Annotated in this window: 29 protein-coding genes and 4 pseudogenes; 11 read left to right on the top strand and 22 right to left on the bottom strand. The window is 63.6% G+C overall.

What is annotated here, in order from left to right; translation table 11 throughout:
- Positions 1–241: 241 nt before the first annotated feature.
- Positions 242–757, bottom strand: a complete 516-nt coding sequence (locus tag GNX96_RS64395) for an RICIN domain-containing protein (protein WP_390624108.1) — start codon at positions 755–757, stop codon at positions 242–244.
- A 1050-nt stretch (positions 758–1807) separates the two neighbouring features.
- Here GNX96_RS64395 and GNX96_RS21580 point away from each other — a divergent pair.
- The 9 genes from GNX96_RS21580 to GNX96_RS53945 all read left to right on the top strand — a co-directional run bounded on the left by GNX96_RS21580 (position 1808) and on the right by GNX96_RS53945 (position 7951).
- A protein-coding gene (locus GNX96_RS21580; RefSeq protein ID WP_163569462.1) for an ISAzo13 family transposase occupies positions 1808–2996 on the top strand; the annotation gives its coding sequence in 2 pieces (ribosomal slippage) (positions 1808–1891 and positions 1893–2996; 1188 coding nt in all).
- A gap of 532 nt (positions 2997–3528) precedes the next feature.
- Positions 3529–4704: a DUF222 domain-containing protein gene (locus GNX96_RS21575; protein WP_279581075.1), complete on the top strand. Its 1176-nt coding sequence runs from the start codon at positions 3529–3531 to the stop codon at positions 4702–4704.
- A gap of 98 nt (positions 4705–4802) precedes the next feature.
- The gene (locus GNX96_RS64390) at positions 4803–5222 is read left to right on the top strand and encodes a transposase (RefSeq protein WP_390624101.1); all 420 of its coding nucleotides are present in this window, start codon (positions 4803–4805) and stop codon (positions 5220–5222) included.
- 123 nt (positions 5223–5345) lie between these two features.
- A complete protein-coding gene (locus GNX96_RS53950) occupies positions 5346–5624 on the top strand; it encodes a hypothetical protein (protein ID WP_279581073.1) in 279 nt (92 codons plus the stop codon).
- Between the two features lie 102 nt (positions 5625–5726).
- On the top strand, positions 5727–5873 hold the full coding sequence (locus GNX96_RS21565; protein ID WP_163569459.1) for a hypothetical protein: 147 nt from the start codon (positions 5727–5729) through the stop codon (positions 5871–5873).
- Positions 5874–6048: 175 nt separating this feature from the next.
- Entirely contained in the window at positions 6049–6564 is a 516-nt protein-coding gene (locus GNX96_RS21560; protein ID WP_163569458.1) for a sigma-70 family RNA polymerase sigma factor, read from the top strand.
- Positions 6554–6742, top strand: a complete 189-nt coding sequence (locus tag GNX96_RS21555) for a hypothetical protein (RefSeq protein WP_163569457.1) — start codon at positions 6554–6556, stop codon at positions 6740–6742. The genes GNX96_RS21560 and GNX96_RS21555 overlap by 11 nt, the downstream gene beginning before the upstream one ends.
- Positions 6715–7683: a WD40 repeat domain-containing protein gene (locus GNX96_RS21550; RefSeq protein ID WP_163569456.1), complete on the top strand. Its 969-nt coding sequence runs from the start codon at positions 6715–6717 to the stop codon at positions 7681–7683. The genes GNX96_RS21555 and GNX96_RS21550 overlap by 28 nt, the downstream gene beginning before the upstream one ends.
- A 130-nt stretch (positions 7684–7813) precedes the next feature.
- Positions 7814–7951 carry a hypothetical protein gene (locus GNX96_RS53945; protein WP_279581072.1) on the top strand — a complete coding sequence of 46 codons (138 nt, stop codon included), beginning with the start codon at positions 7814–7816 and terminating at the stop codon, positions 7949–7951.
- Positions 7952–8225: 274 nt separating this feature from the next.
- Here GNX96_RS53945 and GNX96_RS21545 read toward each other — a convergent pair whose 3' ends face one another.
- Positions 8226–8591 carry a winged helix-turn-helix transcriptional regulator gene (locus GNX96_RS21545; RefSeq protein WP_163569455.1) on the bottom strand — a complete coding sequence of 122 codons (366 nt, stop codon included), beginning with the start codon at positions 8589–8591 and terminating at the stop codon, positions 8226–8228.
- A gap of 90 nt (positions 8592–8681) precedes the next feature.
- Here GNX96_RS21545 and GNX96_RS21540 point away from each other — a divergent pair.
- Positions 8682–9323, top strand: a pseudogene (locus GNX96_RS21540) (NADPH-dependent F420 reductase); the annotation flags it as partial.
- Between the two features lie 15 nt (positions 9324–9338).
- Here GNX96_RS21540 and GNX96_RS21535 read toward each other — a convergent pair.
- From GNX96_RS21535 to GNX96_RS21485, 10 genes and pseudogenes are all read right to left on the bottom strand, one after another.
- Positions 9339–10694, bottom strand: coding sequence for an AMP-binding protein (locus GNX96_RS21535; RefSeq protein WP_163569453.1), 1356 nt, complete (start codon positions 10692–10694; stop codon positions 9339–9341).
- The gene (locus tag GNX96_RS21530; protein ID WP_163569452.1) at positions 10691–12127 is read right to left on the bottom strand and encodes an AMP-binding protein; all 1437 of its coding nucleotides are present in this window, start codon (positions 12125–12127) and stop codon (positions 10691–10693) included. Before GNX96_RS21530 ends, GNX96_RS21535 begins: the two co-directional genes overlap by 4 nt.
- An 84-nt stretch (positions 12128–12211) precedes the next feature.
- Positions 12212–12388 (bottom strand): hypothetical protein, encoded by a 177-nt coding sequence (locus tag GNX96_RS21525; RefSeq protein WP_163569451.1) that lies wholly within the window; start codon positions 12386–12388, stop codon positions 12212–12214.
- A gap of 108 nt (positions 12389–12496) precedes the next feature.
- On the bottom strand, positions 12497–13813 hold the full coding sequence (locus GNX96_RS21520) for a YcaO-like family protein (RefSeq protein ID WP_279581071.1): 1317 nt from the start codon (positions 13811–13813) through the stop codon (positions 12497–12499).
- 37 nt (positions 13814–13850) lie between these two features.
- Positions 13851–14899, bottom strand: a pseudogene (locus GNX96_RS64385) (ABC transporter ATP-binding protein); the annotation flags it as partial.
- Positions 14827–15432 carry an ABC transporter transmembrane domain-containing protein gene (locus tag GNX96_RS21505; protein ID WP_390624107.1) on the bottom strand — a complete coding sequence of 202 codons (606 nt, stop codon included), beginning with the start codon at positions 15430–15432 and terminating at the stop codon, positions 14827–14829. The pseudogene GNX96_RS64385 and the gene GNX96_RS21505, both read right to left, overlap by 73 nt.
- A 301-nt stretch (positions 15433–15733) precedes the next feature.
- Positions 15734–16030, bottom strand: coding sequence for an ABC transporter ATP-binding protein (locus tag GNX96_RS21500; RefSeq protein ID WP_279581068.1), 297 nt, complete (start codon positions 16028–16030; stop codon positions 15734–15736).
- Between the two features lie 61 nt (positions 16031–16091).
- On the bottom strand, positions 16092–16487 hold the full coding sequence (locus tag GNX96_RS21495; RefSeq protein WP_279581067.1) for an ABC transporter ATP-binding protein: 396 nt from the start codon (positions 16485–16487) through the stop codon (positions 16092–16094).
- Between the two features lie 23 nt (positions 16488–16510).
- The gene (locus GNX96_RS21490; RefSeq protein WP_279581066.1) at positions 16511–17083 is read right to left on the bottom strand and encodes an ABC transporter transmembrane domain-containing protein; all 573 of its coding nucleotides are present in this window, start codon (positions 17081–17083) and stop codon (positions 16511–16513) included.
- Positions 17056–17466 (bottom strand): ABC transporter transmembrane domain-containing protein, encoded by a 411-nt coding sequence (locus GNX96_RS21485; RefSeq protein ID WP_279581065.1) that lies wholly within the window; start codon positions 17464–17466, stop codon positions 17056–17058. Before GNX96_RS21485 ends, GNX96_RS21490 begins: the two co-directional genes overlap by 28 nt.
- Before the next feature lie 186 nt (positions 17467–17652).
- Here GNX96_RS21485 and GNX96_RS21480 point away from each other — a divergent pair, with 186 nt between their 5' ends.
- Positions 17653–18741: a serine hydrolase domain-containing protein gene (locus GNX96_RS21480; protein WP_163569443.1), complete on the top strand. Its 1089-nt coding sequence runs from the start codon at positions 17653–17655 to the stop codon at positions 18739–18741.
- Here the strand turns inward: GNX96_RS21480 and GNX96_RS53935 are convergent.
- The 10 genes and pseudogenes from GNX96_RS53935 to GNX96_RS21430 all read right to left on the bottom strand — a co-directional run bounded on the left by GNX96_RS53935 (position 18664) and on the right by GNX96_RS21430 (position 25432).
- A pseudogene (locus tag GNX96_RS53935) lies at positions 18664–19408 on the bottom strand (glycosyltransferase family 4 protein). The gene GNX96_RS21480 and the pseudogene GNX96_RS53935 sit on opposite strands and share 78 nt — an antisense overlap.
- Before the next feature lie 2 nt (positions 19409–19410).
- A complete protein-coding gene (locus GNX96_RS21465; RefSeq protein WP_163569441.1) occupies positions 19411–19968 on the bottom strand; it encodes a glycosyltransferase family 1 protein in 558 nt (185 codons plus the stop codon).
- A gap of 19 nt (positions 19969–19987) precedes the next feature.
- Positions 19988–21196: a glycosyltransferase family 4 protein gene (locus GNX96_RS21460; protein WP_163569440.1), complete on the bottom strand. Its 1209-nt coding sequence runs from the start codon at positions 21194–21196 to the stop codon at positions 19988–19990.
- 157 nt (positions 21197–21353) lie between these two features.
- The gene (locus GNX96_RS21455) at positions 21354–22097 is read right to left on the bottom strand and encodes a serine hydrolase domain-containing protein (protein ID WP_163569439.1); all 744 of its coding nucleotides are present in this window, start codon (positions 22095–22097) and stop codon (positions 21354–21356) included.
- Between the two features lie 82 nt (positions 22098–22179).
- Positions 22180–22542: pseudogene (locus GNX96_RS64380) on the bottom strand (serine hydrolase domain-containing protein); the annotation flags it as partial.
- Between the two features lie 60 nt (positions 22543–22602).
- Complete coding sequence (locus GNX96_RS21445) at positions 22603–22998, bottom strand: acyl carrier protein (protein WP_163569438.1); 396 nt, start codon at positions 22996–22998, stop codon at positions 22603–22605.
- 4 nt (positions 22999–23002) lie between these two features.
- Complete coding sequence (locus GNX96_RS53930; RefSeq protein ID WP_279581064.1) at positions 23003–23152, bottom strand: hypothetical protein; 150 nt, start codon at positions 23150–23152, stop codon at positions 23003–23005.
- Between the two features lie 31 nt (positions 23153–23183).
- Positions 23184–23573 (bottom strand): SagB family peptide dehydrogenase, encoded by a 390-nt coding sequence (locus tag GNX96_RS21440; protein WP_163569437.1) that lies wholly within the window; start codon positions 23571–23573, stop codon positions 23184–23186.
- Entirely contained in the window at positions 23519–24574 is a 1056-nt protein-coding gene (locus tag GNX96_RS21435) for a nitroreductase family protein (protein ID WP_163569436.1), read from the bottom strand. The genes GNX96_RS21440 and GNX96_RS21435 overlap by 55 nt, the downstream gene beginning before the upstream one ends.
- 33 nt (positions 24575–24607) lie before the next feature.
- Positions 24608–25432, bottom strand: coding sequence for a hypothetical protein (locus GNX96_RS21430; protein WP_163569435.1), 825 nt, complete (start codon positions 25430–25432; stop codon positions 24608–24610).
- Between the last annotated feature and the right edge of the window lie 246 nt (positions 25433–25678).

The raw sequence follows: 25678 nt of genomic DNA, 5'->3' as shown, positions 1-25678 counted from the left end.
GTTAGCGTGCGATTAGCCCAAGCGAATCAGGGGTTGATCAGGCCGTCGGGCCATGCGACCGAGGCGCTTACGCCGGAACTGAAGCAGATGTCGCGTGGCTATTCAGGCATTGAACGACCAGAGCGGACCGCCGCCTCGGCGGTCCGCTCAGGCGCCCACCCATCGGCGGGCTGCGTTGGTGCCGCGGCCGGCCAACAACGATGAAATCACGACACCGTTGAGGCTGCCAACGGGAAACGCACTAGGTTTTGATGAACCAGCGAATAGAGTTGGGATTGACACCACAACCAGACAATCCTAGCCCAGTCCCGGGAGTTACGTCAGGATTGTCTCGAACACAGCCAAACGGGTTCGTGTTGGATTCGAATATCGCCACAGGTGTATCACCCGTCGAGTCGAGCGGGACAGACCATTTTTTATTAAGTGAGATCGGTGCGGGGGCGGCTGGACATGCGATCGTAAAGACCGATCCGTTAGTTCCGTTCGTCAGGCAACCACCGGTATTAACGTTCCTGATCCTCCACAGTGTGCCCGAGGTATTCTCCGGCGTGGTTTTCCAAGACTGAAAGCTCGAGTTGTTACACGAATGCGTACGTGTCCCGATATTGCTGTCATCCAGACATAGTCCGGTGGCCAGGTTTTCAATTATGTGCGCTTCGTTGGGATTGATCGAAGTCGGCTGGAGTGCGGCCTGAGCCGGCGAAGCAACAAGCGTAGCTGCTCCGAAACTGGCCGCCGCCAGTACGGCCCCGATCATGACGATCACCCTGTGGACTCCGCGCCAGCGTGGTTTTTGATCCATGTAGCTCATTCTCCTTCAACGAATCCGGCGGGGACCGTTCATGATCGGCCGCCTTCTCGGGTGGACTCAACCCAGGTCATGAGAGCACTCGACGCTGCCACCAGGATGCCAGGACATTGTCAGCACGATGCCGCGACGTTGTCAGCGCGATGGCGACGGCTGCTCAAAGTCGGATGGCAAAGGAGTACCCGGCGACGCAGGCACTCCCATCGATGGGCTGCTACGGACGAAACAGGCCCAGGAGGATGATGACGAGTCCGATCGGGATGAGAAGCAGGAACAGGACACCCCCGCCCACGAACTGGGCAGTCTGTCCGGAAGTCTTGGTAGCCAGTAGGGACCCCGTCGTCCACAACGTAATGGACACTCACCGCATCGCCGCTCTGGTAAGACCGCTCGCGGTCGGGATCACCGAGACTGACATCAGCGACCGAGACGCCGCCAACGCTGGTGAACGTCCCTCTGCATTCCTGGACCAATCCGCTCTTTCCCACCGGTACCGACCGACAAGAGGAGAGCGTCAGGATGCCGTCGACACCAGAGTGCCCGAAGTAGACCGGTACCTGCTGGATCATGAAGCCGGTCGGGACAATCCCCATCACCAGGAACCACAACCCGGCCACAACCCGAATCCAACTTCTGCGCCGCAATAACGGTGGCGGTGGTACGTGGATCCGGTTGATCGGGTCACCATTGAACATGACCCGATGGTGGCATTCGATCCGGTGGTTCCAAGTAGCCCAAAGGGCCAACTTTTGGCCCCCGATCGACCTTGCGCAGCAGAACGAGCGAGCAGGGAGATTCACCGCGATGACGGCGGAGTCGGTCGCCATCGTCGTTGACTGGAACCGGTAGGTGAGTTCACCCAGTCTGGCGGTGCCGAGACTGTCGAGCGAACCGAGTGTTGCGCATACTAAGGAATTGGAATGAAATAACATTTTAAGTTGGCTGATTATTTGGTATTATGTCGGGGTGCCCAAGGATCGATCTGTTGAATTTGCTGCGATGGCGGAGCGTCTGGCCGGTTTGCTGCCGGCTTTGGATGAACGTCAGCGGCGGTTGGCGTTGGCGACGGAGGCTTGTTCGTGGGGGGTATGGTGGGATTTCCGCTGTGTTTCGCGCGACCGGTGTGTCCATGCCGACGATTCGTCGGGGTGTGCGGGAGTTGGATGCTGCGGGTGATGGTGTCCCGCGGGGTCGTGTGCGGATTCCTGGCGGGGGTCGCAAGAAGGCCGAGGACGCCGACCCGGATTTGATGGATTGCTTGGATTCCTTGATTGAGCCTGGAACGCGAGGTGATGATCCGGAGTCCCCGTTGCGGTGGACTACGAAGTCAACTCGCAATCTCGCCAAGGAGGCAACCGAGCAAGGCTATGCGGCTAGTCATACGCTCGTGCGGAATATTCTCCGCGGGATGGGCTACAGCCTGCAAGGAACCCGGAAAACCCTGGAGGGTGAACAGCATCCTGACCGTGACGCCCAGTTCCGTTACATCAACGGACTCGCCGAAGATTTCCTGACCACTGGCGATCCAGTGATCAGCGTGGACACGAAGAAGAAGGAGCTGGTCGGGAGGTTCACGCAGGCCGGGCGGGAATGGCGGGAAAGTGGCAATCCGGTCAAGGTCTCGACCTATGACTTTCCCAACGCGAACGGCAAAGACATCCCGTATGGCGTGTACGACATCGCGGACGACAGTGCATGGGTATCGGTCGGAGTCAACCACGACACGTCCGTGTTCGCGGTCGCTACCATCGAAGCCTGGTGGCGAGAAATGGGACACAAGAAGTATCCGAACGCCACACGCCTTCTCGTCACCGCTGACGGAGGCGGATCCAACGGTTCCCGTCCCTGGTTGTGGAAGTACGAACTAGCTCGACTCGCCAAAGCAACCGGCCTTGAGATCAAGGTCTGCCATTATCCACCCGGCACCAGCAAATGGAACAAGATCGAACACCGTCTCTTCTCCCGCATCAGCCTCAACTGGCGAGGCCGCCCCCTGGAAACCTTCCAAACCGTCGTCAACCTCATCGCCAACACCACAACCACCACCGGACTCACCGTCCGCTGCGAAATCGACACCAACCTCTATCCCACCAAAATCAAACTCACCACACAACAAAAGGAATCAATCCCGCTAGCCAGGCACGAATTCCACGGCGAGTGGAACTACACAATCAAATCAACTGTTTGAAATCTTATATGATTCCAGCCCCTAAGGCGGGTGTGTTGTAGTGGACTTTCTCGGGCTTGGCTGATGGGCTTGTGGTGGGGCTGGTCAGTGGTAGTCGGACGGTTGCTGGGCAAGGATGGGCCTATCGCCGCGGCGACCGTCTGTGGCGGGCAGAGCTGGAAGAGCGACGAATGTTCCGCCTTTGTCGCGGCCGCGAAGAAGACCGGTCCGGTGGTGTACTTCGCCCCGACGAGGCATTGGATCAGGTCCGATTTTCACAGTGGGCACCACGTGGAGACGAATGGGCCTCATTACCGCTTCGTAGAAAACAAGCAGTTGAGTATCGGTCCAGAGCGCGCGCTCTGAAATAGAAGTTCTCCACAGGGGCATTAGGTGGTCCGTTTCTTATCCACAGAAACGAAAACTGGCAGCCCGACTGTCGGTGGCAGCCAGTAAAATCGGGTCATGAGCAGAAAAAACGAGGCGACCGGAATTCACGGACCCCAACAAGCAACCATGGCGGACCATGCCACCCAGCGGGGTTCCCCTGCAGATGCTGGAGGAACTCGACCGGTACGGCCGAGCGGACGCTGACACCGCGCTGGCCGCGGTCGAGGCGCTGGACAAGGTGATTTCATATACGCAGGCGATGCAGATGCGGTTCATGGACCGCTTCACCAACGCCCGACCCGCCGTAGGTGCACCATTCTCCAAATACGCGGCCGGCGAAATCGCCGCAATGCTGACCTGGAGCCTGTCAGCGGCCCAGAAACGACTGAACTTGGCGTACCAACTCGTCCACGAACTGCCGGGCACCATGGCCGGGATGTCTCACGGTCACCTTGACTTGCGTAAGGCGTTCACGTTCGCGGACCAGGTCGGCCACCTCTCACCTGAAGACGCTCGGAAAGTCGAGGAGAAGGTGCTGCCCGGTGCCGACTCGAAAACGCCTCGATCGATCCGGGACAGGGCTCGCCGGGAGGTCATCAAGATCGACCCAGCCGCTGCCGAAGCCCGCCGCAAGAAACTGGTCTCCGAACGACGGGTGGAAAAGCAGCCCTGCGAAGACGGGATGGCGCTGCTGGGCGCGTTCCTGCCCGCCGAATCAGCGGAAGCGATCTACCGCATCATCGACGACACCATCGCTCGCAGCCTCAAAACCAAAGACGAGACTCGGACGATGGACGCTTTGCGAGCGGATGCGTTGACCGATCTGTGCCTGGGCGTGCCCAGCAACGTACGCACCAAAATCGAACTCCGCGTCGACGCCACCACGTTGATGGGCCTGGACAACAACCCCGCGATCCTGAGTGGATACGGGCCGATGACCGCGCAACGCGCCCGCGAACTCGCCGGCGACGAAAACAGCGAATGGTACCGAATCCTCACCGACCCCGTCAGCGGAGTGGTGATCGACCACGGCCGTACACGCTACCGCCCCACCAAAGCGCTACGCGACTTGGTCAACGCCCGAGACCAGCGATGCTGCGGACCCGCCTGCAACAGGCCCGCGGCGACCTGCGAGTTCGACCACACCACCCCCTTCCGTGACCCGCAAGGGAAGACCGCGTACGACAGTGCCGGACCGGCCTGCAAGTTCCATAACGACATCAAAGAACACGGCTGGACCGTCACCCAACCCACACCCGGACGTTTCCTGTGGACCAGCCCCACCGGACGCACGTACGACGTCACCCCCAACGACGAATACCCACCACCACCGTTCTAGCGGCGGAAAGGCGCCCTGCGATCCCGGGCTCACCACCGCCAGCGAGCAGGGGAAGGAGGTGGAGTATCCGGCGATCGTCAAGGCCGCGAAGAAGGCGGATGCTGTGGTGTACTTCGGCGACGAGGCGTCTTCGGTCGGACTTTCACAGCGGCACCACCTGGGCGCCGATCGGCCAGACCCCGGTGCTGGAGAAGACCGGGAACCGCAAGTCGATCGGCATGATCTCGGCGATTACCGCCGGCGGGTCGTTGAAGTTCGGTACGTTCACCGGGAACGTCAATTCCGGGGTGTTTATCGACTTCCTCAAGAAGCTCGTCCGCGATTCCCGTCGACCGGTATTTCTGATCCTGGACCGACACAAAGCTCATACCGCCGGTGTGACTACCGAATACGTCAACTCCCCACCAACGCCCTGGCCCGCCTCCAGAAACTGCCACGCCTGGTCAGGCATTCTTCGGCGACCCGCGCCTTCGATACATCACAAAAGTCTCTTAGATAACTGCCGGCTTAGTAGTTGATCGTCAACAAGGGTTTTCATGTCTCGCAATGCCTGCGCGACCTGGCTGGCCCAACACCATTGAGCAGAGTCGGTTTGTTTCGATAACAGCTTGCAATTCACGCAAGCGCGTGGGCGTTACACAATGAATGCGAAGCGCTGGTGTGGGGTGTCGTACGGCACCCAGGCGTCGTGGCAGGCCAGTCCGGTGAACGCTGGTAGCATTCCGGCGGCCTTTATTGCCTCGGCCTCGGCACTGCGATTCGACCTCGAGTGGGACGGATTCCGCGTACTGGCACGGAAAACCGGCCGTGGCGTCGTCGAGCCGGTCTCTCGCCGACAAAAATTCGCTGACCTGGTCATTTCCGGAGGTTGCGGCCGTGATTGCCGAGCACGTGCCGGCGCGGACCGTGATGGAGGGTGAGATTGTCCGGCTGTCGACCGCTGGCCGGCTCGACTTCGGGGCGCTATTATTGGGACGCAACGGCGCCGGGCGTCACGCTGGAGCCCTGGCGGTCGCAGCTCCGTGTCAATTCGTCGGATTGACCTGCCGGAGCTGGACGGTGAGGACACCGGGCACGTACACCACCTCGCGCATCTGTACGTCGACGATGTGGGCGGGCATTTCGCCGGGGCCAAGGCTGCTGGCGCGACCGCCATCGCCGAGCCGTAAACCAAGCCGTATGCGGACCGCAACTACCTGGTCGAGGACCTGGAGGACCAGCAGTGGGGCTTCGCCCAGCAGGCCGCCGACGTGCCGATCGAGGGCTCAGTGGGTTTCCGGCCTGACGTCCAGGTGCAACCAAATCCTGCGCTCGCGCACCTGACAGGGTATGAAAGTGGACTGGATGGCAAGGGCGAACGCTGGTGGCGACGTCCACGCCGAAGCGCGGGAATGCAGCTTCCATGCGCTCTACCTGCGCGAATATTCGCCGATGGTGCGGCTGGCCTACGTCACCACCGGTAATGTCGCGGCGGCTGAGGACCTTGCTCAGGACTCCTTCGCTGAGCTCTACCGGCGCTTCGACCAGCTAGTCGATCCAGTGGCGTACCTGCGCAGGATCGTGGCGAGCCGAGCCACCGGGTGGGTGCGCCGTCGGATCGTCGAACGCCGGCATGCCACGGCCGAACCCGGGCCGGCCACGGCAGCTAGCCGACCAGACGTGGTCGGACCGGACGCGGTGGCCGTACGAGCGGCGTTGGCGCGGCTCTCACCACGGCATCGGGCGGCAATCTTTCTGCGCTATTACCTGGATCTGTCCGAGAGCGCGATCGCGGACTGCCTGGGCTGTCGGCCCGGCACCGTCAAATCGCTCCTGCACCGAAGCCTGCGCACTCTCCGGGAGTACTTCGATGAGCACTGATTTGAACGACCGAATCCGGACCGCGTTGGACCACCACTGCGCGGAGCCAGGATTTCCGATGCCGACATCGCGGATGTTCTCCGGCGGGCAAACTCCGGGCGGCCGGACCGCCGCGCCGGTCGCCTCCTTCCGTACCTGGTCGCCGCCGCGGTGGTCGTACTGGTGCTCGGCGCGGTGATCATGCCGCGGCTGCTGCCTAGCCCGCCCCGGCCCGCGGTCGCGCCGGCCGGAACGCCGGCGCTACCCAACCCGATCGCCGGGCTGTCCTTGCTCGCCGGATCTGTTGCGGCCAGTCCGCCCGGAGCGGCCATCGCCTACTACACGGCCGTGCCAGAGGCTGACCTCGGTTACGAACAGCCGATGATCCTGTCGGCGTACGGCGACAGATATCGCCGTCTCACCCAGGCCGACGACCGTGGCTGCCGCGGGGTGGACGATGGGCTGCCCCTCCTGGCCGGCCCCGCGAAGGCGCTGCTGTCTCCTGACGGTAGGCGGGTGGCAATCGGCGACAGCTGTGCGGCGCACGGCGACATCGAGATGGTCGACTTGTCCACTGGCCAGTCGCGGAGTTTCCCGCTTCTGAAGGGCCGCGCCGTACGGGCGATGGCGTGGTCGGCGAGTGGACGCTATCTCGCGTACCTCATCACCCCGAACGAGCACGAACCCCTCACCGGCACCTATCCGAACATCGTCCAGACCGGTAAGGGAATTCTGGGCCTGCTCGACGTCACCACCGGATCTACCCGGCAGTTTCCCGCGTACACCCAGGTACGTGCCGTGGCGTTTCGGCCGGACGGTCGGGAGATCGCCGTGCAGGACGGCGCGACGCTTCGGATCCTGGCAGCGGACGGGTCCCAGCTGCGGACCCTGCCGATCGCGCGCGACCATGAACTGAGCGACGCGAACGCCTGGTCGCCGGACGGGTCGATGCTGGTCACCGGCCCGCTGAGCGAGCCGCCGACGGGCCTGAACCCGACGCAGACGTTTCTCGTGGTGGACCCGAGTGGACTCGGGCGAACGGTTCCCAAGGCAGTCTCCCAGGCAAGCAATCCGTATTCGCCGATCCTGGGCTGGCGCTCGGCCGACAGTTTTCCTGGTACGCGGTCCGTCCGGGCGTGACACCCGCTATCCGGACGATGCGCTGGCCGAAGTCTCGCTGCGTACCGGAAAATATCGAACACTGTCCATTCTGGACGGTGGCGCACACGGCGTCGGAGCTCTCCAGCTCGCCAGCAACCTGGTGCCCAAGATGACCATCGTCCCCGCCGGTGATCCGGACCGTGGGCCGTGGCCCGGTTGGGCACTGACGATGTCGGTGGTCCTCGTCCTGCTCGCCTGCGGGTGCGTCTTACTGGTCCGGCGGTTCGGGCGCCGGCGCGCTCGCTGAGACCTTTTCCCGGACGGGTCCGCTGCTTCGTGCGGTCGTCCGTGAGAGGGTTTCTCTCCGGTCACCACAGCTTCATACGAGCAGTTGATCCGAGAGCCGATCGACAACCAGTACAAGCAACTGCCGCCATTGCAGGCGATCGCACATTTGGTGCTGGGGGGCTGTAAAGAAGCGGAACAAGGAGCTCCGAATCGGGTGATCCCTCTGTGTCAAGATCAACTGAGGCAGGATTGATCTTGCTCTGGATGCGTTCCTGAGAAATTGGCCCAGCGGGTTATAGGACGCGTTCCTGGGCGTCCAACATTTCCTCGCCGTGTTCGAGGATCCACTTGCCGAGCGCCCGCATGGGGCCCTCGACCAGGCTGCGGCCCAGCGGAGTGAGCGAATACTCCGCCCGGGCGCGCGCCTGCGCGTACGTCTGACGTTCGACCAGCCCGTTGCCGGTCAGCCGCCGGAGCGTTTCGGTGAGCATTTTGTCGCTGATCCCGCCGATGGTGGTCAATACATCACCGCGCCGGAGCGGCCCGAGTTGCAGCGCCACCAGGACGACCGGATCCCAGCGGTGGCTGAACAGATCGGTGGCCGCGCGCAGCTGGCAGTCGGCGACCAGCTGGTCGTACGGGTTGCAGTGCGTCGTCATCACCCCGATTATCGCGCGCTGTCACCTACCGATTGGTGCGTATCGGGAAAACTATCGTGACCGCTATCCGAAAATCACTCGAAGAACAGGGCAAGAACCATGAGAATCGGCATTCTGGGCGCGGGCGTACTGGCCGCAGGACTGGCCACCGTCTGGCTGAAGGCGGGCCACGAGGTGACCATCGGCGCCCGGTCGCAGGGAAAGGCGAACGCACTGGCGGAGCGGTTGGGCGGCGGCGTACGCGCGACCAGTCCCAAGGAGGCGGTGGCCGATCAGGACGTGGTGCTGCTCGCCGTCAGCTACGAAGGCGTCGGGGAAATGTTGCGTAGTGCAGGTGCCGAAGAGGGCAGCCTCGCCGGTACGCCGGTGATCGACGCCACGAACGCGATCGGGCACGGCGTTGGCGTACTGCTGACCGAGCCGGGAACATCGGTCGCGGAACAGGTCACCGACATCGCCAAGGGATCTCGTGTGGTGAAGGCGTTCCACCTGTTCGCCTCCACTCAGTGGACCGCGCCGCGCGAAGGTGAGTCACCGGTCGTCGCGATCTGCGGTGACGACGAGACGGCGTTGGAGCGTACGAGCCAGCTGATCCGGGACGTGGGCGGCGAGCCGGCCGTACTCGGCCCGCTGTCCCGGTCCCGTCAGCTGGAGGAGGTCGCCGGTTTCGTCATCGGGCTGGCCTTCAAGGGCGTCGATCCTGCCCGGGCCATGCCCCGTCTCGGCGGCTGACCGCAGCGAAGTCTCTCAAAGACCAGCGGCGGCGCCTCTCAGGCACTGGGCGCGGACCTCTGCGCGTCGCACCTTTCCCGAGTCCGTCATCGGGATGGTGGGTAGGGTCCAGACGTGTGCCGGGTTGAGCGCCGGCGGAAGCGCCAGCGCGGCGGCGCGAGCGACCTTATCGCGGTCCGCCGCCGAGCCACAGACCGCCACACCGACCCGTTCTCCATACGCCGGGTCGGGAACGGCGAATGCCACGAGGTAACCGCTGACACCGCGGTCGGCCAGCGCCTGCTCGATGGTTTCGGCGTGTACGCGCATCCCGGCAACCTTGATGACAGTGCTGGTCCTGCCGACGATGGACAGGTGGCGGTCGGCATCCATCCGGACTATGTCACCGGTGGCCAGTGACGACCGCACCAGCCGGTCGCCGGTCGGGTCGATCGTCAACGGTGTCACGGACGGTCCGGTGAGAACAAGTTCGCCGTGGTCCTCTCCCGGTTGCGCCGGGCGTAGGGTCGCTTCGAATCCGTCCAGTACGGGACCGACAGACCCGGCGCGGGACAGGTCGGTCAGCACGTCGAAAGCGGCGATGCGCGCGGTGGCCTCAGTTTGGCCGTACATCGCGTAGAACTTGGCGCCGGCCGGGACCGCGTCCGCGAGCTGCCGTACGGTCCGGTTCCGCAGGGCACCACCGGTGTGCTGTAAATGCACCAATTTCTTTCCGTACGCGGTGAAAAATCCCTGCACTTGTAACGCTTCGTACATTGAGGGCACACCGGCGAACCCGTTGCAGCCGAGATTCACCACTGCATCGTAGGCAGCGGGTGCGCCGAAAGGCGCCGACGAGGTGACGAAGGTGGCTCCGGCCTGCAAATGTGTGTTGAGCACCGACAATGCGAAGCAGTAGCTCAACGGCAAGTGACTGTAGACGCGTAGGCCTGAGTGCAACTTGAGCCGGGAGACGACGGCCCGGCAGTTGGCGAGCAGGTTGTCGTACGTCGTCGCGACCCAACCAGGGGCGCCGGTCGAGCCGGACGTTGGCATGAGCAACGCGGTGCCGTCGGGTAACGGTTCGTCGGCGGCGGACTGCGCCAGCCGTACGACCGTGCGCCGCAGCGTCGCGTCGTCGACTCCGGTCGGATAGGCCACCGCCGTGACTCCGTCCCGCTGGCAGGCGAGATACTGCGCGATGCCGGGAATTCCGTTGGTTTTGGGGAGAAGATGGAAAGGTCTGGAAAGGTCGCTGGCAGCTCGAGTAACCAGCGAACGCAGTTCGCGGTAAGTGACCCGAACTCCGTCGACAACTATCGCGTCCGCGGCGGGCCGGCCGCGGGACAGCAGTTCGTGGTGTAGTTCCTGGCCGCGAGTGGTCGACTTCACGAGCTGTCTCCCAGCGCGGCCAGGGCAATCCGGTCAATCCCGCCGCCGGGTTGTCGGGGCAGTGAGGGGACGAAGAAACACCCGACTGGGAGCTGCGCGGCGGACAGTCGCGGCCGGGCCCACTGACGAAGAGCGCGGTCCGACAGGTGTTCGGTCCGTGCGACAACGGCTGCCACCACGCGCTCGCCAAACACCGCGCTGTACTGCCCGAAGACTCCCACGTCGATCACGTCCGGGTGCTCCAGCAGCGCGGACTCCACCTCGGTCGCGACGACGGTGACGCCCCCCACGGTCATGGTGCCGATCTGCCGGGGCGCCAGATACAGATACCCGTCCTCGTCGACGTGGCCGATATCGCCGAGGGTGACGTACCCGTCCGGGGTCGCCCGCAGCCGACCGGTCGTCTGCAGATAGGTCGCGGCGCGACGCCCGCCGGTCCGCAGGTAGACCGTCCCGACGATGCCGGCCGGCATCGGAAACCCGTTCTCGTCGGCGATTCTTACGCTGGTGAAGAAACCTCGCCCCACCGTGCCAGGACGCATCTCCCATTCATCGCCGCGGGCGATGGTGACACCGATTCCCTCGCTGGCCGCGTAAATCTCGTAGACTCGGGAGGCACCGAAATGCGCATGAACAGCGGCCTTGACGCGACTCGGGCAATGTTCCGCGCCATGGACGACAACCGGGCCGGGCCGGACCGAGTCGAGCCCATTCGGCCGCGCCAACAACGCGCCCAGGTGAAACGGAGTCGCCTGTATCCATTCGATCTCGCCGGTGGCCAGCATGTCGATGAGCAGCGCGGGATCGAACTGCTCCAGGACATAGTTGACGTTGCCGTCGACGATGCCTTCGATGAATGGTGTCAGTCCCGCCGCGTGATAAAGCGGGCTGCAAATGACCTGGCGTTGGCCCTCACGCCAGCCAGTACGCGGATAAAGACGCACCTCTCGCGGTCGAGTGCCGGCTAGCCGGATCGAGTGATCCAGGACGATTTTCGGCCGGCTAGTCGTACCGCCGGAGGCAAGCATGGTCACCGATGGACCCCACAGTGGCGGCCCCAACGGCACGGTCGGGTCGGTCTCAACCACTTTTCCCTGTGCGACCACAACAGAGCCGACCGTAGAGCGGAGTTCGTCGACGAGCGCCTGATGCGCCGCAGTGGCCGATCCGCCACTCACCACCAGCACCGACTGCTCGGTTCTGAGCGCGGCCAGCAGATTCGCGAGGTCGGTCCGGTCGTGCCGAGTCATGACCACCACGACACAATGCTTGCCTTCGGAGAACTTTCCTGCCAGCAGGGATGTTTCGCGCTGGAGCTCGGCCCATGTCACGGTGTCCCGTACGGTCTGCGTACCGCGCTGGGCGTAAAGGACCAGCGCGGGATCATCACCGCGTTCTCGTGCGTACGTCTCGATCGCCGTGTCGAGATTCATGTGTCGTCCGTTTCTCCGGTCTGTGTCCGCCGCCACCCCCCCACCGCTCCGGCATGGCGCCGGAGCGGTCGCGTAGTGAACCAATCAGTCGTCGCAGGTGCCGGAGACCTCGCAGCATGCCTCGCCGCAGCCACCGCAGCCACCGAGGCTCTCCGAGGAGACGCCGGTTCCGTGGGTGAACTCCTCGGTGAAGTCCGGTTTCGCAGTGACGATCTCGATCTCGTCGATGAGCGTTGACGGCCGCGTTAGCGCCATGGTCATGGGTTTCCCCTTTCGTTGGGTGTATTGCCGATGTCAGTGTCAATCCCGCGGCCTGGCTAGACCAGGCAAGTATCCTGCAATTTCCTCTTCTTCGAACAAAGAAACGTGCTACGCCATTGGCTGAGGCCACCGATTGAGGTCACGCATACGGGTGCGGCTCGACGCCGCCGGATGCGGATCGCGCAGCCGGCTGTGCCCCCGATACTGGACGAAGGGATTGAGGGACATTGGTTGCAGCGCAGGAATAAAGACACGTACCGCCGCACATCCCAGTGGAGCGAGCTCAGGTGGCGTGAGGTCAACCATATAGATTTGCATGGCATGCGCGGCCAAGGTGGCCGTGACGTCGTCAAGAGCCGATGCGTCGTCCGCGAAGGCTCGGGAGTGGATTTTGCTAGTAGGGCGGCGATCGAGGCCGTCGAGCAGGAAACGGAACGCCCGTCGGCGCGACGGCGCTCCCATCACCACGGCGTTGTCACTCACGGCGTGGTGATCGGCATAACGGCGTTGTCTGGGTCGGTCCAACAACAGCCGGTAGATCCCGCCGGCTTCCAGCATTGCCTTCGTGGCCGTTTCCGCGACGTCAAAGCCGCAGGCCGAGGCGACCAGCTGGGAAATCCGCGGATGATGCGGGATGTCCAGAACACAGAGCACCACCGGAATGCCCAGGTCTGTCGTGGCGTCGAAGAGATGCAGTGTCGCGCCGCGACGGCGATACCATTCGCGAAAGCGTCGGGCAGGCTCGTCGAGGATCTCGGGATCAAGAAGGGGTAAAGGCAGTTTGCGGAGCCACGCGGTCGCCAGCGCATCCCGCTCGACGACTTCCATAAGCCCACCAAGAATGGCTTTTGAAGTGGTTTGGTGGATCGCGCACCCAGTCGAGATTGGCAGCCAGAACTTCTCAGCCGGGTTCTTGACAGGAAGATGCTCCACCACAACGGTTGGCACGAGACGGACGGTACCCGAGGTCGTCTCGTACGCCGGTGCCCACCGGATAGGGGCGCCCGGGTCCGGCAGGTGGATAGGACATCCTGGTCGCCGGGCCTCGGCGGCGGATATCCTCGGCAGGTCAGCCAAAGACAATGCACTGTCGCCCAGTTCCTGCCCGGTGGCGGTGATGGAATTACCGCTGTAACGGATCGCGCTGTAGCGTTCAATCGCTTCCCAGATCGCGATCGTACGGGCCTTTTGCGCGTCGTCGACCGCTCGACCAGCGCCGAGAACGGATTTCGCACCGCGCCCGTTGAACGGCGGCAATCGGGCCGGATAACCGCAGGACGAGGCGCACACCGCAGTTCCTGGCGGCAACCATCCGCGGGTGTCGATGCGGACGATATTGTCCACGATCCCATACCGGCCGACCAAGCTCTCCGCAGACTGTTCTTGCTCGACTGCCAACGCCTCGGCATCGGCGACTGTCTTCAATGCGGGCAAGAAAAGACACCTCCTTGGGTACAGGTTCCTATGCTCGAACCGCTTTATGCGCGTCGTAGAGTTTGGTGTAGAGCCCGCCGCGCGCAAGCAGGTCGTCGTGGGTGCCTTGCTCGACGATTCGGCCTTGGGACATCACGACGACAATGTCGGCTATGCGCGCGGTGGAGAGGCGATGCGCGATGACGAGACTTGTGCAACGCCATCGCAGCACGGCCATCGCCCGTACCACGGCGAGTTCGGTGCCGCTGTCCAGCGCATTGGTGGCTTCGTCGAGGATTAGCAGCGCCGGCTCGGTGATGAAGGCCCGGGCGATGGCGATGAGTTGCCGCTGTCCCGCGGACAGTCGGCCCGCTGCCTCACCGACGACCGTGTCGTAGCCGTCCGGCAGGCCATGGACGAATGTGTCGACCTGGGCCGCCTCGACAGCGGCGCGAAACTCGCGGGGGTTGGCGTGCGGACGGCGGCGAAGACGATGTTCTCGCGAATGGTGGCGGAAAGGAGCCACGATTCCTGCGGTACGATCGCCAACCCGCGGCGTACATCCACACGTCTCGCCGTGCGAATGTCGACTCCGTCGAGCAGAACACGCCCAGTGCAGGGAAAGTGGAATCGGGCGGCGAGCGAGGCGAGCGTGGTCTTGCCGGAACCGGTGGCACCGACAATGGCGACCATCGATCCGGGTGGTGCGTACAGCGTCGCGTCCACGACAACCGGACTGTTCTTTGGATAGGAGAAAGTGGCTCGCTCGATCCGCAGCTCGCGGGTGTTGCGCGGTGGGAGCGGAGTCGGCTCGGCTGGATCCGGTGGCTCATCCGACTTATCCAGGAGATCGAAGATTCGTTCTGCCGACACCAACCCGGACTGCAGTAAGTTGGTTGTTGATGATGCCTGCAGCATTGGCTGCAGAAGCTGCCGGGCGTACTGAGCGCAGGCCTGTACGTCTCCGAGACTGAGCGTACCGGTCGCGACCCCCAAGCCACCGAGGGTGGCGATCAGCACGAAATTCAGGTTGACGACGAGTGTCGTGCCTGGCACGACCATCCCGGAGACCCCTTGCGCGCGAGCGGCCGCCCGGTACCAGGTGTTGTTGTGCCGGTCAAAATCGGCGAGGGCGGCGTCGGCGCGACCGAACGCGCGGTCACCAGGTCCATCGCCGACACCGTCTCTTCGACGTGTGCGCTGACCTCGCTCAGGGCCGACCACTGGCCGCGAAAATGCCGGCGTGATCGTTTGGCGATGATCGATACCAACAGTGCCGATGCTGGCACGCTGACCGATCCGATCAGCGCCAAGGATGGCGACACCGAGAACAGCATCGCCTCTACCGTGCAGATGGTGGTCAACGCTGTGAAAAGGACGCCGGCCGCTTGACCAATCCAGGTGGCGACGCTGTCGGTGTCGTTGGTGGCGATGCTCAGGAGGTCGCCGACTCGGCGGCCCTGGGACAGCGGCAGGCTGTGTAGTTTGGCGCCGATTTTGAGCCGCAGCCGCATGATCGACCGCTGGACCAGATGGTTCACTGCCTGCTGTCGCAGCCAGCCGAGCGCCGCGCTCATGAGGTAGATCGCGAGTGCGAGGGCAAGGAGCCGGTCGAGCGTCGGGATGTCCATCCCGACGCCAGGCACGACGTGTGCTCGTACCAGGATGTCGGCGAGCCGGGTATCGCCGCGTGAGCGCGCCGCGTCCGCTGCCTGTGCGAGGGTCTGGCCGAGCGGGAGTGTGCGCCCCCCAGGGCACCAGCGAACACCACATCGGTGGCAGCGCCGAGAATGCGTGGACCGACCGCTGCGGCGCAGGTCGACCCGACGACACACAGCACCACAGTCGCGACCTGCCACCGTTCTGCGCCCAGAAAGCGGATCAACCGCCACAAGGTCGGGAGCAGCGAGCGGTCGGTACGGCCCGGTGCCTTCATCGTGCCGCCGTCAGGTCGGCCTGGCTTCGCGCGATCCGTTGGTAGGCAACGCAATCGCGAATGAGCGTGGGGTGCCTACCGCGGCCCACCACCCGCCCCTGGTCGAGTACGACGATCTCGTCCGCCTCGATCGCCGTTGCCAATCGTTGGGTGACCACGACCGCGGTCGCGTGACGCAGAATGGGCCGCAGAGCCGAACGTACGTTGGTCTCGGTCAGGCTGTCCAGCGCGGAAAAGGCGTCATCGAAAAGATAGATGTCGGGCCGCCGGAGGACCGCTCGGGCGATGGCCAACCGCTGTCGTTGGCCGCCGGAAAGGTTTCCGCCCTTCGCGTCGACTCGTGCCCGGAGACCGTCAGGTAGCGACGACGAAGTCCGCCAGTTGGGCGACTTTCAACGCGCTCCATATTTGCTCGTCCGTCGCCGACGGCGCGCCGTATCGCAGGCAGTCTGCGATGGTGCCGCCCAGCACAGACGAGTGCTGGGCGACGTATCCGATCCGCGCACGCAGAACTTCCGGATCCACGGTGCGGTTGTCCGTATCACCGACGAAAATCTGGCCAGGCTCGCATTCCAGGATTCGCATCAGGAGGAGAAGCAGCGTTGATTTCCCGGATCCGGTGCTGCCCACCACTGCCGTGGTGGTACCGGCCGCCACGGTGAAATCGAGGTCTTGCAAAACTGGCTGATCGGCGCCTGGATGCTGATAATTCGCGTGTCGAAGAGTAATAGACAGCGGACCTTTCGGCATCGGCGCGGGACTGTGAGGTCGCCTCACCGAAGTGGGGGCCAGCAGGACCGCTCGCAGCCGGTGGGGGCGCATGCTCGGGCGCGTGGAATGGCGACAGCGGCGTACGAGGCGACCGCTATCGCGCTTACCACCTGGGTTAGATAGCCCAGGCACGCTGACACCTCACCGACCTGGAGGCGCCCTTGGTCGACCCGTATGGCGCCTACCCAGATCATGGCGCAACTGCCAACCGCAAGCGCCAGTGCGATTGCACTCGGCGTGAGTGCGTATATGCGGCCCATCCGCAGCGCTGATCTGGCGAGGTTCTCGGTCACCAGCGACAGGCGTCGGTGCTCGGCGGCTTCCTGGCCGAAGGCTCTGATCACCTGTTGTCCGGCGGCCTGCTCGCGGAATACGCCGTTCATGTGGTCGAGGTGGTATTGCATGTCTCCGGCGGGGACGGCCATTTTGCGAAGCGCGACAAGGACGACGAGACCAGGTCCAGCAACCGCTGTCAGTAGGACCAGAGCCAACACGGGATCGGCCTCAATGGCGAGGATGACGGCACCGACGGCAGTAATCGGGACAGCTACGACCGTCGCGCTGAGGATCTGCACCAGCAGGAACACCTGCTGTACGCGTCAGCCGTCATCCGAGTAACAAGCGAGGCGGTACCAAAGACAAGCCGATCCGTCCCGGACATTCGCACGACTTTCTGGTAGACCGCTCGGCGTATGTCCCGGGCGAACCGCAAGGCAGCGCGGCGGCCACACAACATCGCTATGACCGCCACCATCACCTGCGCCGCGGTCACCGCCAGCAATCGCATTCCGACTGTGACAATGAACCCGAAATCGCCGGCCAGGATGCCGCGGTCGATCAGATCGGCATTGAGCCTGGGCAGCGCGAGCGCGGCCGCGGTGGACCCGATCTGTGCGAGCAGGACCCAGCACAGCAGCCGGCGTTGCTGCCACAGTCGGGCATACAGCGGGTCGCTCATCATCGCGTTGCCTTTCCGTCAGCCTTGCCGAAAGAATATTCATTTCGCGGCGTCTATGACCGCCGGACGAGGCGGCAATAAACCGGCAATAGATGTCACGCCCTTTTTCTTCCGGAGAGAACGAGTATTCATTTCACAGGGCATGAAACGACTATCTGGAAATGAGGCTCGATGAACGACGGATCGATGGGGCTGGCGAGGCTGACACAAACCCTGCAGCTGTGTGAAAGCGCGTTGGCGGCGGGCGTGATGCTTGGTATCCACCTGACCGTCTTCCACGATGGCGAACTCGTGGCGAACGCGGCATTCGGCGCCGAATCGGCAGGCGTACCGGCTCGCGTCGACTCAGTTGGCGAGATGCGCTGCGCGGTAAAGCCACTCACCGCGCTGGTTCTGGCGGCGGCCGCACAGCACGGCCTGTTGAGTTTGGACGATCACCTTTCGCGCTGGGTGCCGGCCGGGACGAACGCAGTCATTGCCAACTGTACGTTGCGCGAGTTGCTCACTCATCGGGCCGGAATCCCTGAGCTCCGAAGCACGAGAGTCTATTCGGTGGACTTCCACGAATACGTTGACCGACTTCTCGCGCTCCGGATCGCGTCGTGGACGTGGCGCCCGATCGGGTTCTACAGCCTCACGGCCGGGTGGCACCTGCTCGGGTGGGTGGCCGAGCAGGTCCTCGGCGAACCCATTATCGCGCTGACTACGCGCATAATGTGGCCTGGCGCAGAGGATTCGCGCCTGTTAGGACATGCCGAAGAAAATCACCCATTCCTGTTGCGTCACGGGACCGAGAACTGGGAACCGTACGTCGACCAGGGAAAATACCGCTTGTACGACCGGCCAAATCCAGCTTGGGGCGGGTGCGCCTCCGTGAGCGACCTGGTCAGGTTGTACGTCCGTATCCTCGACTGCCTAGAAGGCCAGGCGACAATGGAAGGGGCAGTAGTGCCGATCGAGCCCGCCACCGTAGCTGCCCTGATCCAGCCGTCGATGCCTATCAGCGTCACCACCGGACAGCCCAGTGTCCCGTTCGCCACCGGGTTTTTCCGCGGTGGCACCGGAATCAACTTCGCGGACGATTGGGATTCGGCCGCGTTCGGGCACGGTGGCACGATCGGCAGTCGGTACGGCACCGGGGTGATCTGCGAGCCGGGCAGCCGTACAGTTGTGGCCTACCGACTCAGCAGTTTGAGCCTACGTACCAATGCGTTCGTCTCCGCGGTGGGCACCGCGGTCCGCGCCGACCTGGGCCTGGGCGTCGCGGACCACTGACTTTCGCGCGTACGCGCCGACCACCGATAGCAAACTCTCGCGTGACCGCTCTTGCATACGGTACACCGACAGCCACGCTTGTTCGCCGGCCCGCCGGCGAACAAGGGGATCGCGCGCCAACGCGCCCATTCGGCTGGCAAGAGCTGCTGGATCGCCCATAGCTGTCGCGTCGGTGGTGCCGAGCGGCAGCCGCGGGTCCAAGGTGATCAGCGGGAGGCGGTAAAGCGCGGCCTCGGACAGCACGAGTCCCTGGGTGTCGGTCACCGATGGAAACACAAAGACATCCGATTCCGCATAGACCGCCCCAAGGTCATCGCGCGGGACTCCTCCAAGAAACCGGACCGCGCGGCGATTCCCGCTGACGGGCGAATGTCTTCGCCTCGTCGAGCGCCCGGCCGGTCCCGGCGATCACCAGTTCGACCTCGATGCCGGTCGCCACCAACAAAGAGAACGCTCGTAGCAGCAACAGGACATTCTTTTCCGGCACCACCCGCCCGACGTATAGGAAGCGGACCGGCGCAGCCGACTTGGTACGGCGGCGAGCAGGCCAGTTCGCTGGCAGGGTGATTCCGGACGGCCACACCCGCGCCGGAATACCGGAACGGCGCAACGACGCGGCATGCCATTCGGAAAGGGCGAGGACCGTGTCCGCACGTCTGCAGATCATGGTCAGCGCCGCCGTCGCGAAAAAAAAACCCTACCCCTGACCGTCCCGCGATGCGGGACGAGGGACCGTTCGCGGGTTAGCGGTCTCCGTCGCGCGACCGCCGAAGCCATCAAGGCAAAGGAAATTTTGGCCGCGTTGGTGAGGACGAGCCTGGCCGGCGAATAATATCGGGTGTATGCCACAAAATCCGTCAGGTGCAGCAGGATCGTCCGGATGTTGAGCAGCCGGCCGATCCCGATCCCGCTCAAACCGAGGCGTCCAGGAGTGGCCAGGATGAAGACATCCGCTGGCGAAGTCGACCGTCGGAGCTTCCTGGTCAGCGCGAGCGCGCTGAACACCGCGGTTTGGTCCCCCTGGTAGTTCAGGTCATTGACGGCCGGCACGGCGATCACGTCGTCAGCTGCCGAGCCAACCGCGTTCCCTACCGCGACGAGGCCGACCCGATATCCCGCTGCTCGCAGTGTTTCGATAGTGAAGTCGACCGTTACCGCTACGCCGGCGTGAGTGGGCCAGTAGAGGTCGGTGAAGATCCAGACCGTCGGCTGATCGCGGCCGTTCATGAAATGTCTGTCAGTCGCGTCATCGCGGGCGCTCTTTCCTGGGTAACCATAAGGGGCCGTCGCACATTGACTGCCGAACAGTATTGCCAGACCAGCCATTGAGCGTACGATCCGACGTCGAAGTCGGCCGAGTGTCGTCTCCCGTTTGCCACGATTCTGTCGCGCAACCGCTGGTCGGTGAGCAGTCGCGCGTCGCGGCTGCCGCGAGCGCGGCCGAGTTGTCTTTTTCCACCGTGAGACCATTTTCATTGTCTCGTACCGTCTCTCGCATCCCGCCCGATCGGGACACGACGACGGGGACTCCGACGGCCATTGCCTCCAGCGGTACGAGGCCAAGCGCCTCCTCGTCAATGGTGGGATACCAGACCAGGTCTGCGGCACGGTAAGCCGCCGGGATCTCGGCGTACGTGAAGCTCGCGAAACGTACCGAGGCGGCGATTCCGAGACGGTTCGCGAGGGCTGTCAGTTCGGCCCGAAACTGATCGGCCCGCTTCGGCGAGCCCACCACATCGCCCGATTCACAGAGCACCAACGTGCCCCCGAGCTTCCGATGAACCTCGGCGAAAGCCCGGATACCACATTCGATGCCTTTCCACCTTTTCAACCGCGCCGGGTGGAAGATCACCGGCCGGGGCATGGCCTGCAGCCGCGCGTCCGCCGGCCCGTCGGGACCAAAAGCGTCCAGGTCGATGCCGAGCCAGCGTACGGCGGTCGACCGGGCGCTGGGTAGCTCCTCTGAAATGTGATGACTGACGTAAAGTACGACCTCCCACGGCAGGTTGAGAACCTGCGGATACAGGGACGGGCGAACCCGGTCGTGAATCGTCGCCACCGCTGGCACAGCCGAGGCTTCGAAAAGTGCATGTGCCAGCTCGGGTCCGAACCTGTGCGGATTGTGGATGTGCACGACGTCAGGTCCGAAGTCGTCGACTTCGGCTGACAGCAACGACGACAGCCGGCCTACCGCTACTGGATCAGGTGGTGCGTCTGGATGCAGCGGAGCGCGAATATCCAGCAGGCGCGCCACGGTGAGTTCGTCAAAGCGCCGGACCTCCACGGTGCCTGGTGTATTTGCCGGTCCAGCACCCGCGACAACACGGACCGCATGGCCCTCCTGTTGCAGCCGGTGGCTGACATCCCAGACATGGCTTTCCACCCCACCTACGGTCGGAGGATAGGCAAACGAGATCTGCAGGATCCTCAGCAACTCATGGTCCGCGGAGGTCATCGAACCCGCCGGTATGGAACGCCGTTGAGCAGCAGGTGCGTCGGCGACTTCGGCGGTCCGACGAGACAGAGCGCGGAACGATCAGTGTGGATCTCCGGTTCCCAGGGTACGTACCCCATCAGATCCTTGCTCTCGTCGGCAACGAAAACTCGGCCGCTCAGGTGTGAATAGCGGGCCGTCCGCGGGCCATCGGTGGCCACCAGTGCGTCATTTTCAGCCGTGATCTCGATCGGCCGTCCGGCCGGACGTGCGTAGGTCCCAGACGCCACCGCGACAGACGGAAGGTCATTGGGGACGTACGCTCGGGCCGCGTCACGGCTGCCCGCCCCCGCGAGATGCAAGAGCTGGTCGATGCTGGACGTACGGATGCCTCGCAGGCCGCGGTCGAAGTCTCGTCTCGGTTGTCCAGCCAGGCCGCACCAATTCGCAGCTCCGGAATAATCGCCAGTCTGAGCCAACAACCCGACCAGTGACCGTCGTGCCCGATGCACGCCATGCCGCCATATCGCGGCCATTGCGCCACCGCGAGCCCGTGTATTCGCTCGATGTCGAGTCCGACGTCCACTGTGGGGTGGAGAATATCCCGCCGAAGACGCTCGGACAGCAAGGGACGCACGCTGTCCATACCGAGCAGCACCATGCCCAGCCTGGCCAGGTCCGTCACCGACCCGAAAGCACCTGTGCACGGCATGAACTCCGCGGGCAGATCGAACCGGCGCCGTACCCACAGTCGCCCCTTGTCCTGCATGTGCTGCTGGGTGATCGGCCCGGTCATCGCGACCAGCGGGTCGAATGTGGCCCGCCGCATCCTGGCCGGGCCGAACAGAAGATCCCGCATCGCATACGCGAACGGCTCCTGGGCGACCCTCTGGGCGACATAGCCGGCTAGTGCGACGCCCACGTTTGCTGTACCCGAAGACACCTTGCTCCGGAAGAGAAAGTCGACCGGTGGTCAGACCCGCACCCAGAGCCCAGCGCTCGAGCGCGTCGTACGACTGGGCAGGATGCGTCGGTGAGGGCGCGACTGGCAACAGTCCGCTGGTGTGGCTGAGCAGGTGGCGCAAGGTCGTGGTGGAGAATCGTTCGGTCTGCTCCGTGTCGGGCAGATATCGAGTGATCGGTTCGTCGAACGAGAGCTCACCCTGGTCAACCAGGATCGCGATGCCTGTCATGGTCAGCAGTTTTGACAGGCTGTAAAGCGGTCCGGCAGTGTCCGTCGTCATCGGCTCTTGTGGGGCGTCAACGGCGCGGACGCCGACTGCTGCGCTTGAGATTGTCCCATCCGCGGAGAAAACGGCTGCGGACGCACCGGGAATCCCTGTCTCTTCGACGAAAGTGTGCAGCACGTCGATGATTTCGGACACCCCGCAGCGCGAAAATCGGCAGCGTGCGGGCCTCGGTGGGGATCATCCCTGGAGGGCCATTGAGGCAGCGAGACGAGCCGCTAGTCCGCGCAGGTCGCGGACCTCGAAGAGTTCAATCGCGCCAACCTGCACGCCGAAACGCTCCGACAGGACAGCACTCAACTCGACGATCACCAGCGAGTCCGCGCCAAGCATCGGCAAGTTGTCTGTCATGCTGATCCGCTGGTAAGGCAGCATTTCCAACAGAAGTTCTACCAGCGCGACCTCGGTCTGGTCGGCCGGCGGCTCGTAACGGAACAGCCCGATGGGAGTACGTTCGAGTGCTTCAGCGATGGCGACGCAGTTCTCCCGGTTGATAGTCCCGTCCGGATCGGTGGGAATCGAGCCCACGATCGCGACCACGTTCGTTCCGTTGTGCGGCTCGACCTGGTCGAGCACCAGATCACGCAGCGCCGGACCAAAAGAGAAAACCGTCTGGTTCGATCAGAATGTACCGAAGCCCGTCGCTGTTTCGCACTGCCGCCACTTCCCGGACCTCGGCATGGTCGCGAAGCCGCTGGGCAACCGCCTCCAGCTCTTCATAACTCCACATGACGCCTCTCCCTTTGAGACTCGGTTTCCTGTTACCCCGCCGCTCTCGGCGTGCCCAGCATGAATTCGCCTACGGACGACTCGACGTGTGCTGGTATTCCTGTGGCCGCACCGAACAACGCCGAGTCGGCGGTGCCTAGCCCGCAGCCCGCAAGCCCCATCGCGGTCGCGACGAGGTACATCGCGTCGTAGGCGACGCCCACGTTCCGGAGGGTGAGGCTGTACGGCAGCCCTTCGTACTTCCACGCGAGGCGTCCGAAACGTGAGGCGAGTACCACGACGATTGCCGGCTCGCGATCGCACCCGGTGGCCTGTCGCGCACCCTGGACAAATGCGGGCGCGACGTGTGCGGCAGTGCAAACCGGTGTCAGGGTGTGGTTCGCCGGATGGTAGTGATAAAGCAATCGCTCCAAATCCGCCACCGCACCGACGGCCACATACACTTCAAAGCGTGCATTCCGCCGGCGCTGGGAATCGCCCGACGGGTGGATTCGTACCCGTGGTCATTGTCCATTGAAGCCGGGACCACCGACTTGACGCGGAAGATCCGGTAGAGGAATTCACCGATCTGCGGCAGCGTCAGCGGGGTGTCCTGGAACGTACGGACGGATCGTCGACGTTCCATCACGTCCGCGAGAGGGGGATCACATTTGCGCAGAACGTCAAGATCCGGCCGCGGCAACACCACCGACTCGCCGGGCCACGGCTCCCGTAGGGCCGGCAACGGCGCCTTCTGGCCGGCAAAGCGATAGCTCGCGCTAACTCGCCCGGGAGACAAACCACGCCTGCTGTTGTTGTGAAGAAACAAATCGTGCGGCTGCCGGACCGTCAACGCGGGATCGTCGGCTTCCGTCGTATCAGTCCGTTCAATTGCTCCAGACAGGGCGAGCAGCCACATGGCTGCGGGAAGTACCCCTTCTGCCGTCCCGGGTAGAAGGAGGGAGACGTCTGACAAATCCTGAGCATCAGCAAGCGCGGCGAAGATCGTGGCCAGCAGGGGCCGTGACGTGTGTATTTGGACATGGCGTACAAGCTGCTCGAAAAGCAGGACACCGTTGGCGTGGCGCAAAAGCGTGTACTGCGAAGCGCGGTAGGACTCACCAGTGATACCGCGATGATCCCAGACGGGAGCGGCAAGCTGACTGTTCGGGGTCAGTTCGGCGACCGTTCCGTCGTCGTCCACGATAGCGATTTTGATCGCGAACCTGGAAAAAAGGTGTTCTACTTCAAGCCAAAAGCGATCCGAGCTCGGCTTGCCGTCGAGGCCGGCCAGGGCCAGCAGTTCGGCCATGGTCACAGGCCCGTCGCTGAGGCGCAACAATGCCTTCAGGGCACCGTGCGGAAGCTGTCGAAGAGTCAATGTCGACACCTGAGTCCCGATGCGCAATGTCGCCGGTGCGAGCTGATCGATCGGCGCCGTCAAGCGCGGAGTGAAAAGGATCCGGTGTCCCGTCCATCACCAACGCACCACCGTGGCGACGGAGATTTGCGGGCCTTCCAGGCACAGCGCTGCGAAACTCCGGAAGGCGGTGGCCCAGCCACGCTCGTCAGGGGCAAGGAGAGTCGTTGGCAGACACAGGCAGAGCTCAGCGTGTCCCTGGTATCGCTGACAAGCCGCGTCTGCCGCGGCCGTCTGACGCATGATCGTCTCAGGCAGTCCACGTTCGCCTTCGGCAGCCAGCACCTCAAGCAGGTCGGAGGTGAAGACAATCAGATACCTGCATCGAATGTCTCTGAGCTCAAGTGCGTCATCAAGCCCGGTTGGGTCCAGGGCCGTGGCAACGAGGCCACTGGCGTCGACTCGATACACGCCAGCGGGAATATCGGCGCCGGGATAGGCTCGAACGTACACACCGGTTGTGTCCGCTACATCGTGGAGCTCTGCCAGGAAATCTAGATCCTTCTCTCGCCGAAATGGCGGACTCGACACTGCCTCCTTCGTCGACACGATATCGGCAACGCAGGTGATCTCGTCCCGGCCGCTATCCAGTGACAGTTCGTCGAACAACGCTCGGTCGGGGACTTCGTAGGTACGCTGCTTCAGTGTGAGACCTTGCTCATGAAGAGCGGCCTCCAGCCGGCTCAGCAACACCGCGGTGTCCTGCCAGGCGACGATCCCCATCCGGTCGCCGGCCACCGCTTTCGCGCTGGCTATCGGGTAGGACGTGACAACAACCATTCCCTCCGCTCCACCAGGAAACCGTGGTAGCCCGTCATCGGGAAGCTCGACCAGTCCTGAACCAGCGGGATCGACATAATGCGTCTGCGCGCCCGGCGGCACCTGTATGCGGGTGAAGACGTTCAGCAGCCGCGTACCGCCGACGGTGGGCGCACGACGATGTCCGCCAACCACCTCTACCAGTACCTCTCGCGCGGACGAGATCCAGTCTGGTACGACCCCGATCTCGGTGGCCGGCATCGGCAGGAAGGTAATCGCCGCGTCCAGTCCAGTTTGGACATTGATTCCGGCAGATGGACGTCGTCGCGGCTTGTACGCAGGACAACATCGGAGGAGAGAAGGGTGTGG

The organism is Fodinicola feengrottensis (assembly GCF_010993775.1).
Lineage (GTDB): Bacteria > Actinomycetota > Actinomycetes > Mycobacteriales > HKI-0501 > Fodinicola > Fodinicola feengrottensis.
This window is presented reverse-complemented; position numbering and strand designations above follow the sequence as displayed.